This window comes from Rhodococcoides kroppenstedtii, from assembly GCF_900111805.1.
Classification (GTDB): Bacteria; Actinomycetota; Actinomycetes; order Mycobacteriales; family Mycobacteriaceae; genus Rhodococcoides; species Rhodococcoides kroppenstedtii.
This window is the reverse complement of the sequence record NZ_FOJN01000015.1, coordinates 59,162-73,247: the sequence shown is the minus strand read 5'-3', so window position 1 is coordinate 73,247 and position 14,086 is coordinate 59,162. Positions and strand designations below refer to the sequence as shown.

The 14,086-nt window shown below is 70.1% G+C and carries 14 protein-coding genes and 1 pseudogene; 10 read left to right on the top strand and 5 right to left on the bottom strand.

Annotation, left to right across the window (positions count from 1 at the left end; genetic code table 11):
* Window positions 1-2 precede the first annotated feature (2 nt).
* Window positions 3-893, top strand: coding sequence for a tyrosine recombinase XerC (locus BMZ18_RS16285; protein WP_068105481.1), 891 nt, complete (start codon window positions 3-5; stop codon window positions 891-893).
* Window positions 894-1,010: 117 nt separating this feature from the next.
* The gene (locus BMZ18_RS16280; RefSeq protein WP_082895110.1) at window positions 1,011-2,258 is read left to right on the top strand and encodes a MinD/ParA family ATP-binding protein; all 1,248 of its coding nucleotides are present in this window, start codon (window positions 1,011-1,013) and stop codon (window positions 2,256-2,258) included.
* Between the two features lie 100 nt (window positions 2,259-2,358).
* On the opposite strand, the pseudogene BMZ18_RS19190 reads toward BMZ18_RS16280, so the two are convergent.
* A pseudogene (locus BMZ18_RS19190) lies at window positions 2,359-2,811 on the bottom strand (M23 family metallopeptidase); the annotation flags it as partial.
* A gap of 318 nt (window positions 2,812-3,129) precedes the next feature.
* On the opposite strand from BMZ18_RS19190, the gene rpsB reads away from it, so the two are divergent.
* From rpsB to BMZ18_RS16240, 7 genes are all read left to right on the top strand, one after another.
* Window positions 3,130-4,026 carry a 30S ribosomal protein S2 gene (rpsB, locus tag BMZ18_RS16270; protein ID WP_068105484.1) on the top strand — a complete coding sequence of 299 codons (897 nt, stop codon included), beginning with the start codon at window positions 3,130-3,132 and terminating at the stop codon, window positions 4,024-4,026.
* 137 nt (window positions 4,027-4,163) lie between these two features.
* Window positions 4,164-4,988, top strand: a complete 825-nt coding sequence (gene tsf, locus BMZ18_RS16265) for a translation elongation factor Ts (RefSeq protein ID WP_068364514.1) — start codon at window positions 4,164-4,166, stop codon at window positions 4,986-4,988.
* Between the two features lie 168 nt (window positions 4,989-5,156).
* Complete coding sequence (pyrH, locus tag BMZ18_RS16260; RefSeq protein WP_068100660.1) at window positions 5,157-5,879, top strand: UMP kinase; 723 nt, start codon at window positions 5,157-5,159, stop codon at window positions 5,877-5,879.
* A 51-nt stretch (window positions 5,880-5,930) separates the two neighbouring features.
* Window positions 5,931-6,488: a ribosome recycling factor gene (gene frr / locus BMZ18_RS16255; protein WP_068100662.1), complete on the top strand. Its 558-nt coding sequence runs from the start codon at window positions 5,931-5,933 to the stop codon at window positions 6,486-6,488.
* Window positions 6,485-7,366 (top strand): phosphatidate cytidylyltransferase, encoded by an 882-nt coding sequence (locus tag BMZ18_RS16250; RefSeq protein ID WP_082895111.1) that lies wholly within the window; start codon window positions 6,485-6,487, stop codon window positions 7,364-7,366. Before frr ends, BMZ18_RS16250 begins: the two co-directional genes overlap by 4 nt.
* Window positions 7,350-8,090 carry a class I SAM-dependent methyltransferase gene (locus BMZ18_RS16245; protein ID WP_068100664.1) on the top strand — a complete coding sequence of 247 codons (741 nt, stop codon included), beginning with the start codon at window positions 7,350-7,352 and terminating at the stop codon, window positions 8,088-8,090. The genes BMZ18_RS16250 and BMZ18_RS16245 overlap by 17 nt, the downstream gene beginning before the upstream one ends.
* Window positions 8,091-8,121: 31 nt before the next feature.
* Window positions 8,122-10,500, top strand: coding sequence for an ATP-binding cassette domain-containing protein (locus BMZ18_RS16240; protein WP_068364517.1), 2,379 nt, complete (start codon window positions 8,122-8,124; stop codon window positions 10,498-10,500).
* Between the two features lie 21 nt (window positions 10,501-10,521).
* Here the strand turns inward: BMZ18_RS16240 and BMZ18_RS16235 are convergent, their stop codons facing one another.
* Both BMZ18_RS16235 and BMZ18_RS16230 read right to left on the bottom strand, forming a co-directional pair.
* Complete coding sequence (locus BMZ18_RS16235; RefSeq protein WP_068105491.1) at window positions 10,522-11,379, bottom strand: HpcH/HpaI aldolase/citrate lyase family protein; 858 nt, start codon at window positions 11,377-11,379, stop codon at window positions 10,522-10,524.
* Between the two features lie 75 nt (window positions 11,380-11,454).
* Window positions 11,455-11,850, bottom strand: coding sequence for a LapA family protein (locus tag BMZ18_RS16230; protein WP_082895112.1), 396 nt, complete (start codon window positions 11,848-11,850; stop codon window positions 11,455-11,457).
* 130 nt (window positions 11,851-11,980) lie between these two features.
* On the opposite strand from BMZ18_RS16230, the gene rlmN reads away from it, so the two are divergent.
* The gene (gene rlmN, locus BMZ18_RS16225; protein WP_068100669.1) at window positions 11,981-13,093 is read left to right on the top strand and encodes a dual-specificity RNA methyltransferase RlmN; all 1,113 of its coding nucleotides are present in this window, start codon (window positions 11,981-11,983) and stop codon (window positions 13,091-13,093) included.
* A gap of 12 nt (window positions 13,094-13,105) precedes the next feature.
* Here the strand turns inward: rlmN and BMZ18_RS16220 are convergent, their stop codons facing one another.
* On the bottom strand, window positions 13,106-13,381 hold the full coding sequence (locus BMZ18_RS16220; protein ID WP_068364520.1) for a DUF2631 domain-containing protein: 276 nt from the start codon (window positions 13,379-13,381) through the stop codon (window positions 13,106-13,108).
* A 111-nt stretch (window positions 13,382-13,492) separates the two neighbouring features.
* Window positions 13,493-14,074: a DUF1990 domain-containing protein gene (locus tag BMZ18_RS16215; protein ID WP_068364523.1), complete on the bottom strand. Its 582-nt coding sequence runs from the start codon at window positions 14,072-14,074 to the stop codon at window positions 13,493-13,495.
* Between the last annotated feature and the right edge of the window lie 12 nt (window positions 14,075-14,086).

Sequence of the window (14,086 nt, the reverse complement as noted above, 5' to 3'; positions counted from 1 at the left end):
GTCTGCTGGCGCGCTTCGCCGACCACCTGACCTACCGGCGAGGCCGTTCGGCGCACACCGTCCGCGCGTACCTCTCCGACGTCGAGTCGCTGTTCGCGTTCCTGGACGCGGACCCCGACGGCGACCTCGACGAGGTGGTGACCCGGCGTGCGCTGCGTGCCTGGCTCGCCGACGTCTCGCGTCGGTCGGCGCGTACCACCGTCGCCAGGCGGGTCAGTTCGGTGCGGACGTTCACCTCGTGGCTCGCCGAGTCCGAGGTGATCGCCACCGATCCGGGCGCGTCGCTCGCAGCACCGGCCGCGCACCGGACGTTGCCCGGGGTGTTGCGGGCCGGAGAGGCCGCGGAGGCCCTGTCCGCGGCGGCGCTCGGCGCCGAGCAGCAGGACCCGCTCGCGCTGCGGGACCATCTGATCGTCGAGTTGCTCTACGCCACCGGTATCCGGGTGGGGGAGCTCTGCGGTCTCGACGTCGACGACGTCGACCGGGACCGACGGGTGATCCGGGTCCTCGGCAAGGGCGACCGTGAACGGGTGGTGCCGTTCGGCGTACCGGCCGAGCGTGCGCTGTCCGCCTGGGTGGAGAACGGCCGACCGGCGCTCGCGAATCCGCGATCGGGCGGTGCTCTGCTGCTGGGCGCCCGCGGGGGTCGCCTCGACCAGCGTCAGGCGAGAACCGTCGTGCATCGCGTTCTCGACGCCGTTCCCGGGGCGCCCGACCTCGGACCGCACGGGTTGCGTCACTCCGCGGCGACGCACCTGCTCGAAGGGGGAGCGGACCTGCGTGTCGTGCAGGAACTGCTCGGTCACGCGTCCCTCGCGACGACCCAGCTCTACACCCACGTGTCGGTGGATCGGCTGCGCGCCGTGCACGATCGGGCCCATCCGCGCGCCTGAGCGTCCTCGACCGGCGCGAAACACCGGCCGAGGTGCGTCGACGTGCCTTTTGGTAGCGTTCGTGCCGACGGGGGCGCACACCGGGGGGCAGCGCCGAGACCCACGAGGGGAGGCGTGATGACCCGGTTCGACCCGGCCCGATTCGACGGTGCGAACTCCGCGTGGCTGCCACCCGAGCCGGCCCGCCCCACCGAACCCACCGGCTCCACCGCGGGCGAGGCCTACCCCTACGGCGCGGCTCGCGCGGACCCCCACGGCGCGGGACACGCGGACCCCTACGGCGCAGGACGCGCGAACGACGGACGTCCGGGGGACGGTCGGCCTTTCCCCGACCACACCCGGCAGGGTTCCCCTCCGGAGAACGACGCAGCCCGGGAGTTCCCGCCACCGGGTCCGCAGGGCCACGGTCCGGCCCGCCGTGCCGCACCACTCGGGACGGGCCCGTCGACGGATGCATCGCCGCGGTCCGGTGCGTGGCGGCGGGCCGTCGACGCGATGCTCGGCCGACGAGCGTCGGCCGCCGAGGTGCGTCGGCAGAACCTCCACGACCGCATCACCCAGCCGGTGACCGGCGACTACCGCATCGCGTTGCTCTCGCTCAAAGGCGGCGTCGGCAAGACCACCGTCACGGTCGGGCTCGGTTCGGTGCTCGCGTCCCTCCGCGGGGACAACGTGGTGGCGGTCGACGCGAACCCGGATTTCGGCACACTCGGCGAGCGGGTTCCGCGGCAGACCACCTCGACCGTGCGCGATCTGCTGGCCGCGCGCCCCTACATCCGCAGCTACGCCGACGTTCGCCTGCACACGTCGCAGTCGTCGTCCCGTCTCGAGGTGGTGGCGGGCGAACGGGATCCCGCGGCGTCCGAGGCCTTCACGGACCGCGACTACCGAGCGGTGGTGGAGACCCTCTGCACCCACTACGGCATCGTCCTCACGGACTGCGGCACCGGCATCATGCATTCCGCCATGGACGGGGTGCTCTCGCTCGCCCATGCATTGGTCCTGGTCAGCTCGCCCGCGGTGGACGGAGCCCGCAGTGCCGCCGCCACGCTGGACTGGCTCGGGCTACACGGCTACGCACACCTGGTCGAGCGGACGGTCGTGGTCGTGAGCGCCAACCGGCCGGGCGCCGCGAGCATCGACATGGAGGAGCTCACCCGGCACTTCCTGGCACGGTGCCGCGCCGTCGTGGTGATCCCGTTCGACGAGCACCTCGCGGAAGGGTCCGTCGTCGAGCTCGACCGGCTACGGCCGCGCACCCGCGACGCCTTCGTCGAGCTCGCCGCGATGATGGCCGACGACTTCCCGGCCGCCGGCGGACGGCACGCCGTTCCCGCCGCGCCGGACGGTCTGCGCGCCTGGTGACGGATCGCCGCGACCTCGACGGTGTGCTCGCGCGCCGCGACGTCGACGGTGGCTTCAACCGGATCGGAACTTCGCGCAGGAGCGACATCGGGTCGACGTAGGTGTCGCCGCGCCGGGCGCCCCAGTGCAGGCAGCGCACCACGGGACAGGACGCATGGCCGTCCTCGAGCACGGCGATCGAGTCCCCCCGACGAACCCGGGTGCCGCGGGCGACCAGGGGTCGGACGGGTTCGTACGTGGTGCGCACGTCGCCGTGATCGAGCGCGACGACACCGCGACCGGCCACGAGGCCGGCGAACGCGACCACCCCGTCACCCGCGGCCAGCACCGTCGGTCCCGCGGTCGGACTCCCGTCGAGGTCGAGCCCGCGGTGTCCGGGCAGCCAGCGTTCCGGCGGCGGCGCGAACGGGGTGACGACGACGGGCCGCGGCTCCAAGGGCCACCGGAACGGCTGCGTCGCGGCGGCGGGGACGACGGCGCAGAGCCCCGGGACGAGCAGGAGGAGCGAGACGATCGTTCCGGACCGGACGGCGGCGTACGGGAGAATCGGCATGGCCGACACCGTGCCCGTCCCCGACGGGTCCGCGACGCCGCGAGGAGCCACCCGGGGACGGCCGGGCTCGGGGTGGGCGCCCCGGGGATGCCCGGTTATGACCTGCGGCGCACGCGTCGTACACTGTCCGATGCGACCTGTCCGTACAGGTCGACTTCGCGCATTCGTCGCACCCGGCCATCGCTCGGGTACGTGTTCGTCGGCTGGTCCCGTCTCTCACGGGTTCCGGCGAACGGCGGGTGCCAGGGCACGGATCACCTCGACCCTCGCGGGTCGAACGCCGTGCATCAACCGGCAGAGAAAGAGAGACGCACAGCCATGGCTGTTGTGACCATGAAGCAGCTGCTCGACAGCGGCACGCACTTCGGGCATCAGACCCGCCGTTGGAACCCGAAGATGAAGCGATTCATCTTCACCGACCGCAACGGCATCTACATCATCGACCTGCAGCAGACGCTGACGTACATCGACAAGGCGTACGAGTTCGTCAAGGAGACCGTCGCCCACGGCGGCACGGTGCTCTTCGTCGGCACCAAGAAGCAGGCGCAGGAATCCATCGCGGCCGAGGCCACTCGCGTGGGCATGCCCTACGTGAACCAGCGCTGGCTCGGTGGCATGCTCACCAACTTCTCCACCGTGCACAAGCGCCTGCAGCGCCTCAAGGAGCTCGAGGCGATGGAGCAGACCGGTGGTTTCGAGGGTCGCACCAAGAAGGAAATCCTCATGCTCACGCGTGAGATGACCAAGCTGGATCGCACCCTCGGTGGTATCCGGGACATGGCCAAGGTGCCCTCGGCCGTGTGGGTCGTCGACACCAACAAGGAGCACATCGCCGTCGGCGAGGCTCGCAAGCTGAACATCCCGGTCATCGCGATCCTGGACACCAACTGCGACCCCGACGTGGTCGACTACCCGATCCCGGGTAACGACGACGCGATCCGGTCCGCCGCGCTGCTCACCAAGGTCGTGGCGTCCGCCGTGGCCGAGGGTGTGCAGGCCCGTGCCGGCCGCAACTCCGGCGCGGACGACAAGCCCGAGGTCGGCGCCGGCGAGCCCCTCGCCGAGTGGGAGCTCGAGCAGCTCGCTCAGGCGTCCCCGGCCGCCGAGGCCACGCAGCAGGCCGCGGCGGAGACCCCTGCCGCGACGGACGCTCCGGTCACGGACGCTCCGGCCGCCGACGCTCCCGCCGCGGACGCGTCGAACGCACAGAGCTGATGCCCCACGAGACCCGGCGCACCCCTCGCGGTACGCCGGGTCTCGTTCTGTGTCACCCCGCGTTCACCCCGGTGTGAGACACCGGGACGGGCTCATCTCGATCTTTCACTCGAACTTCTACTGGGAGGCTGGACCAGATGGCGAACTACACCGCCGCCGACGTCAAGCGGCTCCGTGAGCTCACCGGCTCCGGGATGCTGGACTGCAAGAACGCACTCGCCGACAACGACGGCGACTTCGACAAGGCCGTCGAGCAGCTGCGCATCAAGGGCGCGAAGGACGTCGGCAAGCGTGCCGAGCGCTCCACCGCCGAGGGACTGGTCGTGGCCAAGGACGGCGTCCTGGTCGAGATCAACTCCGAGACCGACTTCGTCGCCAAGAACGAGGAGTTCCAGTCGTTCGCGCAGTCCGTGGCGGACGTCGCGGCGCAGGGCAAGCCGGCCGACGTCGATGCGCTGAAGGCGCTCGACCTGAACGGCAAGACCGTCGACACCGCACTGCAGGAGCTCTCGGCCAAGATCGGCGAGAAGCTCGAGATTCGTCGCGTCGTCTCCTTCGACGGCCCGGTCGCGACCTACCTGCACAAGCGCAGTGCGGACCTGCCGCCCGCCGTCGGCGTGCTCGTCGAGTACACCGGTGAGGGCGACGCCGCCGCGGAGGCCGCTCGCGGTGCCGCGATGCAGGTGGCCGCGCTCAAGGCCAAGTACGTCACGCGCGACGAGGTCCCCGAGGACGTCGTCGAGGGCGAGCGTCGTATCGCCGAGCAGACCGCGCGCGAGGAGGGTAAGCCGGAGGCTGCGCTCCCCAAGATCGTCGAGGGTCGTGTCAACGGCTACTACAAGGACGTCGTGCTCACCGAGCAGTCGTCCGTGCAGGACAGCAAGAAGTCGGTCAAGGCGATGCTGGCGGACGCCGGGGTCACCATCACCCGCTTCGTGCGCTTCGAGGTCGGCTCCAACTGACCCGACGGTCGTAGCGGAACCCGCACGAACAGCGTCGACGGTGCCGTCCACTCACCTCGAGTGGGCGGCACCGTCCGCTGTGGCGGGCGGGCGGCACCGCCGACCGACCGGCCGATGGGGCAAGATGCCCTTCAGGCACCCGAATTCCCGACGGACAGGAGAGGCATCGTGACCGACGAGACGGCGCGACCCGGTTTCCGACGAGTGTTGCTCAAGCTCGGCGGCGAGATGTTCGGTGGCGGACAGGTCGGTCTCGACCCCGACGTCGTGCAGAAGGTGGCCGAGGAGATCGCCGAGGTCGTGCGGTCCGGCGCCCAGGTCGCCGTGGTCATCGGTGGCGGCAACTTCTTCCGCGGTGCCGAGCTCCAGATCCGCGGCATGGACCGTTCCCGCTCGGACTACATGGGCATGCTCGGCACCGTCATGAACTGCCTCGCCCTGCAGGACTTCCTGGAGAAGCAGGGGATCACCACGCGCGTGCAGACCGCCATCACCATGGGCCAGGTCGCCGAGCCGTACATCCCGCTCCGCGCGGAGCGTCATCTCGAGAAGGGCCGCGTCGTCATCTTCGGCGCCGGCATGGGCATGCCCTACTTCTCCACCGACACCACGGCCGCGCAGCGCGCCCTCGAGATCGGTGCCGAGGTGGTCCTCATGGCCAAGGCGGTCGACGGGGTGTATTCGGCCGACCCGAAGGTGGACCCCGACGCCACGATGTTCACCGAGATCACTCACCGCGAGGTGATCGAGAAGGGTCTGAAGGTCGCGGACGCCACCGCGTTCAGCCTCTGCATGGACAATGGAATGCCGATCATGGTGTTCAATCTGCTCACCGAGGGGAACATCGCACGTGCGGTGGCCGGTGAGAAGATCGGCACGTTGGTCAAGTAGTCATCCGGCCCCGTCAATGACCGGGCGAGCGAACTATCGGAAGGAACGGTCGTGATCGACGAAGCACTCTTCGATGCCGAGGAGCGAATGGAGAAGGCCGTCTCGGTCGCGCAGGGCGACCTGGCCTCGATCCGGACCGGCCGCGCCAACCCGGGCATGTTCGCCAAGGTCATGGTGGAGTACTACGGGGCCCTGACCCCCATCACGCAGCTGGCGGGCATCAACGTGCCGGAAGCCCGCATGGTGATCGTCAAGCCCTACGAGCAGAGTCAGCTCGGTCCCATCGAGACGGCGATCCGCAACTCGGATCTCGGAGTCAACCCCACGAACGACGGCCACATCATTCGCATCTCGGTTCCGCAGCTCACCGAGGAGCGTCGTCGGGAGTTCGTGAAGCAGGCCAAGGGCAAGGGCGAGGACGCCAAGGTGTCCATTCGCAACGTACGCCGCAAGGCGATGGACGAGCTCAAGCGCATCCAGAAGGACGGCGAGGCCGGCGAGGACGAGGTGACCCGCGCGGAAGCGGAGCTCGACAAGACGACGTCGAAGTACGTCGCCCAGGTCGAGGAGATCGTGAAGAACAAGGAAGCGGAACTGATGGAGGTATGACCTCCGTGAGCACACCCGAGCAGGGCGATCCGGCGGCCCGGACGACCACGGGGACATCGACGTCGCGGGCCGGTCGCGATCTGCCGGCCGCCATCGCGGTCGGTGTGGCCCTCGGGGTGATGCTGATCGTCGTCCTGGTGTTCGTCCCCATCGCCTTCGTCGGGGTGGCGGCCGTCGCCATCGCCGTCGCCTCGTGGGAGGTCACCAAGCGGCTGCGTGAGGCCGACATCGCCGTCCCACGCATCCCGCTCATCCTGGGTGGCCAGGCGGTCATCTGGCTGACCCTCCCGTTGGGGGCGACGGGTGCGTTCTCCGCATTCGGTGCCGCGGTGCTGGTGATCATGGTCTGGCGTCTGCTCTCCGGCGGGCTGCACGAGCCGCCGCGGAACTACCTGCGCGACTGCGCCGTGTCGATCTTCGTGCTGTCCTGGCTTCCGCTCTTCGGCGCGTTCGCGGCGCTGCTGTGCCAGGGCGACGACGGCGGTGCCCGCGTCCTGGTGCTCATGATCGCGGTCGTGTGCTCCGACGTCGGCGGGTACGCGGCCGGCGTCCTCTTCGGCCGCCATCCCATGGCCCCCGCCATCAGCCCGAAGAAGTCCTGGGAGGGACTCGGCGGCTCGTTGCTGCTCTGCGTCGTCGGCTCGGCGCTGACGGTGGGGTTCCTGCTCGACGCGAATCCGCTGATCGGCGTGCTCCTCGGCGTGCTGGTCGTCTTCTCGGCGACGCTGGGCGACCTGGTCGAGTCCCAGGTCAAACGCGACCTCCGCATCAAGGACATGGGCACCATGCTTCCCGGGCACGGCGGACTCATGGACCGGCTCGATTCGGTGTTGCCGTCGGTCCTCGTCACCTGGCTGGTCCTTGCCGCGTTCGTCTGAGCACCGCCCGGCCGTCGTACCGAGCCCCAACATCTGGCGGTGGCCGGACGTCTACGAAGCCGAGAACCGCGCGCAGGATCCCGACGGCGTCGTCGAGGGCGTGCTCCGCGAGGTGGCGCCGTGGACGGGACGCGACGTCGTCGACGTCGGGTGCGGCGCCGGCTTCCACCTGCCGATGTTCGCGGCCGACGCCCGCAGCGTCGTCGGCGTCGAGCCGCATCCGCCGCTGGTCGAGCGCGCCCGTCGCCGTACCGCGCACCTGACGCACGTGCGCGTGAGCGAGGGCCGAGCGGACGCCCTGCCGCAGGGCGACGCGTCGGTGGACGTGGTGCACGCGCGCACGGCGTACTTCTTCGGTCCCGGGTGCGGGCCAGGTATCGCCGAGGCCATGCGGGTATTGCGACCCGGCGGCGCGCTGGTGATCGTCGATCTGGACGCGACCGTGCCGCCGTACGGCGACTGGATGCGGCGCGACCTGCCCCGGTACGACCCGGCTGCGGTCGAACGATTTTTCGCCGCACAGGGATTCGACGATCGTCGCGTCAGGACGCGCTGGGTCTTCGACGACCGTCGGACGCTCGACGCGGTGCTGGGCATCGAGTTCTCGCGCGCGGTGGCCGACCGCGCCCGCCGAGAGATCACCGGGACCACCGTCGAGGTCGGCTATCGCATCCACGTCCGCCGAAGAACGACGCTCGACCGCGGCCGACGGACTACGGTCTGATGCTGTTCGATCACTGCAGCGAGGGGAATCGATGAGTCGGATCGACACCACCGGCGGCGCCCATCCCGCGGACGTGCACGACGTCATCACCGTCCAGGGCGCCCGGGTGAACAATCTGCGCGACGTGAGCGTTCGCATCCCCAAACGGCGGCTCACGGTGTTCACCGGGGTGTCCGGGTCGGGGAAGAGTTCGCTGGTGTTCGGCACCGTCGCGGCGGAGTCCCAGCGCATGATCAACGAGACCTACAGCGCCTTCGTGCAGGGGTTCATGCCGACGTTGGCTCGCCCCGACGTGGACGTGCTCGACGGACTCACCACGGCGATCGTCGTCGATCAATCGCGCCTCGGATCGGACCCGCGGTCGACGGTCGGCACCGCGACCGACGCCGATGCGCTCCTGCGCATCCTGTTCAGCCGCCTCGGCGATCCGCACATCGGGTCGCCGCAGGCGTTTTCGTTCAACGTCGCCTCGATCTCCGGGGCGGGCGCCGTCACCGTCTCGAAGGGCGGACGCGAGACCCGGGAGCGTCGCAGCTTCGAGATCACGGGCGGAATGTGCCCGCGGTGCGAGGGCCGCGGCTCGGTGTCCGACATCGACCTCACTGCGCTGTACGACGCGTCGAAGTCGCTGAACGAGGGCGCCATCACCATCCCCGGCTACAGCATGGAGGGGTGGTACGGCCGGATCTTCCGGGGCTGCGGGTACTTCGACCCCGACAAGCCGATCGCGAAGTTCACGAAGAAGCAGCTCGACGACCTGCTGTACCGCGAGCCGACCAAGATCAAGGTCGACGGCATCAACCTCACGTACGCGGGCCTGGTCCCGCAGATCAAGAAGTCGTTCCTGGCCAAGGACGTCGAGGCCATGCAGCCCCATATCCGGGCCTTCGTCGAGCGGGCGGTGACCTTCGCGACGTGCCCGGAGTGCGACGGCACCCGTCTGACCGAGGCGGCGCGATCCTCGCGGATCGACGGGGTGTCCATCGCGGACGCCTGCGCCATGCAGATCACCGACCTCGCCCGCTGGGTGGCCGGTCTGGATCACCCGTCGGTCGCCCCGCTGCTCACCACGCTCCGTCGAACGCTCGACTCGTTCGTCGACATCGGCCTCGGCTACGTGTCGCTCGATCGACCCGCCGGCACGCTCTCCGGCGGCGAGGCGCAGCGCGTCAAGATGATTCGACATCTGGGCTCGTCGCTCACCGACGTGACCTACGTCTTCGACGAACCCACGACAGGACTGCACCCGCACGACATCGAGCGCATGAACGGGCTGCTGCAGTCCCTCCGGGACAAGGGCAACACCGTGCTGGTGGTCGAACACAAGCCGGAGACCATCGTCGTCGCCGACCACATCGTCGACCTCGGGCCGGGCGCCGGCACTGCGGGTGGCACGGTCTGCTTCGAGGGGGACGTGGAAGGTCTGCGCAGAAGCGACACGGTGACCGGTCGGCACTTCGACGATCGGGTCGCCCTCAAGGAGACCCTTCGAACCCCGACCGGCGCGCTCGAGATCCGCGGTGCCGATCGGCACAACCTCCGCGGTGTCGACGTCGACATCCCGACGGGTGTGCTCACGGTGATCACCGGCGTCGCGGGCTCCGGGAAGAGCACCCTGATCCACGGGTCGCTCGCCGGGCTGGACGGGGTGGTGACGGTCGACCAAAGTCCCATCCGGGGTTCTCGCCGCAGCAATCCCGCGACCTACACCGGACTGCTCGACCCCATCAGGAAGGCGTTCGCCAAGCAGAACGGGGTCAAGCCGGCGCTGTTCAGCGCGAACTCGGAGGGGGCGTGCCCGGCGTGCAACGGGGCCGGGGTCATCTACACCGACCTCGGCATCGTGGCCGGGATGAGCACACCGTGCGAGGTGTGCGAGGGCCGTCGGTTCCAGGCCTCGGTCCTGGACTACCACCTCGGCGGTCGCGACATCAGCGAGGTGCTCGCTATGTCCGTCGCGGAGGCGTCGACGTTCTTCGGCGACGGCGAGGCGGCCCTGCCCGCCGCGCACCGCATCCTGACGCGCCTGTCGGACGTCGGGCTCGGGTACGTCGCGCTCGGTCAGCCCTTGACGACGCTCTCCGGCGGCGAACGCCAGCGGCTGAAGATGGCGACGCACATGGGGGAGAAGGGTGGGGTCCTGATTCTCGACGAGCCGACCACCGGTCTGCATCTCGCCGACGTGGAGCAGTTGCTGGCGCTCCTGGACAGGCTGGTCGATGCCGGGACGACGCTCGTCGTGATCGAACACCACCAGGCGGTGATGGCGCACGCCGACTGGATCGTCGACCTCGGCCCCGGGGCGGGTCACGACGGCGGATCGGTGGTGTTCGAGGGGACGCCCGCCGCACTGGTGGCGGACGGGTCCACTCTGACCGGCCGGCACCTGGCCGAGTACGTGCGGCGGTGACGGGCCGCCGATCGGTAGGGGTCAGCCGATGGAGAAGGCCCGCGCCTGATCGGTGATCTTCTTCGCGCGGGCGAGGCGCGGAAGATCGCTGCCGTCGCGCACGTGCTCGCCGTCGACACCGAGCGCCGCGATGGTGTCGCGCGCCCAGATCACGTCGTCGGGGGAGGGAGCCAGCTCGCGGTTGACGACGGGCGCCTGGCCGGCGTGCATGCAGAGGCGACCGGTCATACCCATCGACACGGTGAGTCGGCTGTCCCGGGCGAGGTGCTCGTCGTTGACCGTCAACGTCGGTCCGTCGATCGGACCGGGGAGGCGGGCGGCGCGGCTGGCGACCACCAGGCGTGCCCGCGGGTAGGCCATCGCCATCGGCTCGTCGCTCATTCCGGTGTCCCGGCGAAAGTCCCCGCTGCCGAACGCGAGACGGAACGTCGCGTCCGCCCGCGCGATCTCCGGCGCGGCCTCGAGGCCCATCGCGGACTCGACGAGTGCGACCACGCGGATACCGTCGCCCAGCCGAGCGGCCGTGGCCTCCACCTGGCTACCGCTCTCGGTCTTGGCGAGCATGACGCCCTCGAGGGTGTCGATGCCGCGCAGAGCGTCGAGGTCGTCGGCCCAGAACGGGGTGGTGGCGTCGTTGATGCGGACCCACGCGCGACGGCCGCCGCGCAACCAGGCGACCACGGCGTCGCGCGCCGCGGGCTTGCCGGCGGGGGACACCGCATCCTCGATGTCGAGGATGACGGCGTCGACCTCGGATTCGAGGGCCGGGGTGAACAACTCGGGCTTGCTTCCGGGGACGAGCAGCCACGACCGGGCCCGGTCCGCAGCGACTGATGACACGGGGTTCTCCAGGAAGGTCGTCACCACCCCACTGTGCATCGCCACAGTCGATCGGGGAAGGTTGCGTCAATAGTGTTCACGTGTGGCACCGAACATTCACGACACCATGTGACGCTACTTACGCTTGGCCGCCCGACGGACCTGCAGGATGCGCACGCCACCCGCCGTGGCCATGACCAGGGCGCCGGCCACCGCGGCCAGGAGCATCCCGATGCCGACGGGGAGATCGAACGTCCAGCCGAACAGGTGGATCGGCACGCTGTCGAGGTTCTGCAGGATGAACACCATCAACACGACCAGCACGATCGCGCCGACCACCAGGCCGGTGTAGAGCGCGGCGGCGCGGGTGTGCTTCACGCCGTCGGGCGTCTTCCCGGCCGGGAGACGACTGTCGGAGACGGCGACGTCGGAGCCACCGGAATCGAGTCCCGATCCGGGCAGCGCGGACGACGTCGGATCGGTGGGGTCGGACGCGGCGGAATCGGCGGCGCCGGACGAGGTGCGAGACATGAGGGAATGATTACCCGGGCGAGAAGTGTTTGCACCCTACCGAGCCCGGGGTATCAAGCCCGGTTGCGATGCGACCGAGCCGGTCGAGCCGGTCGAGCTCACCGCTCCGCAGTGAGACACTGGAGGCACTATGGCACCCACCGCTCTTCCCCTCGTCTTCGACGCACCCCGCCGCGGCATGCCCGCGACGCACCTCGCGGACCTCGACGCCGACCAGCGCCGCGCCGCCGTCGTCGAGCTCGGCCTGCCGGCGTTCCGAGCCGACCAGCTCGCCCGGCAGTACTACGGGCGGCTGCAGGCCGACGCCGAGAAGATGACGGACCTGCCCGCCTCGGTGCGCGAGAAGGTCGGAGCCGCTCTGTTCCCGACGTTGCTCAGCCCCGTCAAGCACGTCGCCTGCGACGGCGGCGACACCCGCAAGACGCTGTGGCGGGCGGGCGACGGAACCCTGCTCGAATCGGTCCTCATGCGCTACCCCGACCGCGCCACGCTGTGCATCTCCAGTCAGGCCGGGTGCGGTATGGCCTGCCCGTTCTGCGCCACGGGCCAGGGAGGACTGCAGCGCAATCTGTCCACGGCGGAGATCGTCGACCAGGTGCGCTCCGCGGCCGCCGACCTCCGCGACGGCGTGGTGGAGGGCGGCGAGGGTCGCCTGTCCAACGTGGTGTTCATGGGCATGGGCGAGCCGCTGGCCAACTACAAGCGCGTGGTGGCGGCGGTCAAGCGCATCGTCTCACCCGCTCCCGAGGGGCTCGGCCTGTCCCAGCGGTCGGTGACCGTCTCGACCGTCGGTCTCGCCCCGGCGATCCGCAAACTCGCCGACGAAGGTCTGACGGTGACCCTCGCGGTGTCCCTGCACTGCCCGGACGACGAACTCCGCGACACTCTGGTGCCGGTCAACAACCGCTGGTCGATCGCCGAGGTGCTGGACGCTGCGCGGTACTACGCCGACACGACGGGACGACGGGTGTCCATCGAATACGCGCTGATCCGTGACGTGAACGACCAGCCGTGGCGAGCGGATCTGCTGGCAAAGAAGCTGAAGAAGGCGCTGGGCGCGCTGGTCCACGTGAATCTGATTCCGTTGAACCCCACGCCGGGCAGCGAGTGGGACGCGAGCCCCAAGCCGGTCGAGGAGGAGTTCGTCCGCCGCGTGCGCGCCGGCGGTGTCTCCTGCACCGTGCGCGACACGCGCGGTCAGGAGATCGCCGCGGCGTGCGGCCAGTTGGCTGCCGAGAACTGAGTCGGTCGGCGGTCAGCCGCGGCGCGGCTTGCGGCGCAGCACGATGTCGCGGATCAGCACGATCCACAGCAGCACGGCGAAGCCGACGAGCCAGAGGTCCTCGACGCGGCCGGTGTGATTGCCGATGATCATCACCAGCAGGAACAGCGAGATGATCCAGCCGGCGATGCGGAACGTGCGCGGCGCCTCGCCGCTCCATCCCCACGCGGCGGAGGGGACCTCGGCGATGTGGACGTTCGTGGCGGGAACGCGCGGGGCGTCCGAGCGCGGCTCGATGCTTCCGGTCACGACCGATCCTCCTGAAGTTCGTCGGGGTCCGTGGGTTCGCCCGCGGGGCCCCGGGGGCGAGACGTGCCGTGATCGTATCGCGGCGTACGACCGGTCGTCGTAGCGGCTCGCTCAGGGGCGCGACTCGGTGGTCACCAGGGCGTCGAGGTAGCGCCGGGTGGCCACGCGTTGCACGAGTCGATTCAGCGGGCCACCGAGGGCGACCACTGCGTTTCCCGCCGTCGAGAACGCCCGGATGTGCGCCGACACCGCGCCGGTGCGCTCGTCGTATCGCACGACGAAGCGCTCCTCGCCGCGTTCCGGATGGCCGGGGAGCGTTCCGTAGGCGAAGCCGCGTTCCCGTCGGGCGTCCGTTCGGTCGTCGATCCCGTCGACCCGATCGACCCGATCGATGACGTCGACCACCCGGCAGGGGATCCGGATCGGGCCCAGTCCGAGGACGACGATCGCGTCGGGCTCCGCCTCCACCGCGGTGGCGCGCACCGCGAGGCCGGCGCCGCGGTGCATGTCCCAGCGCAGCAGTCGCCGTGCGGCCTCGTCGAACAGCTCGACGCCGCGACCGAGGGGCCGGGACTCCCGTACGTGGTGGTAGCCGGCCGAGGGCATCGACTCCGACGCCGTGCCCCCGACCTCCGGGTACGTCAGCGGTGCGGCGCGGTAGGAGGCGGGATCGGCGGACGGACGAAGAGCCACCGCGCCATCCTC

What these genes read in the sequence shown, in the direction of transcription:
- BMZ18_RS16230 (WP_082895112.1), bottom strand. Translation starts at nt 11,850, where the DNA reads ATGTCTCGCACCTCGTCCGGCGCCGCCGATTCCGCCGCGTCCGACCCC.
- BMZ18_RS16250 (WP_082895111.1), top strand. Translation starts at nt 6,485, where the DNA reads ATGACCTCCGTGAGCACACCCGAGCAGGGCGATCCGGCGGCCCGGACG.
- BMZ18_RS16280 (WP_082895110.1), top strand. Translation starts at nt 1,011, where the DNA reads ATGACCCGGTTCGACCCGGCCCGATTCGACGGTGCGAACTCCGCGTGG.
- tsf (WP_068364514.1), top strand. Translation starts at nt 4,164, where the DNA reads ATGGCGAACTACACCGCCGCCGACGTCAAGCGGCTCCGTGAGCTCACC.
- BMZ18_RS16240 (WP_068364517.1), top strand. Translation starts at nt 8,122, where the DNA reads ATGAGTCGGATCGACACCACCGGCGGCGCCCATCCCGCGGACGTGCAC.
- rpsB (WP_068105484.1), top strand. Translation starts at nt 3,130, where the DNA reads ATGGCTGTTGTGACCATGAAGCAGCTGCTCGACAGCGGCACGCACTTC.
- BMZ18_RS16235 (WP_068105491.1), bottom strand. Translation starts at nt 11,379, where the DNA reads ATGCACAGTGGGGTGGTGACGACCTTCCTGGAGAACCCCGTGTCATCA.
- rlmN (WP_068100669.1), top strand. Translation starts at nt 11,981, where the DNA reads ATGGCACCCACCGCTCTTCCCCTCGTCTTCGACGCACCCCGCCGCGGC.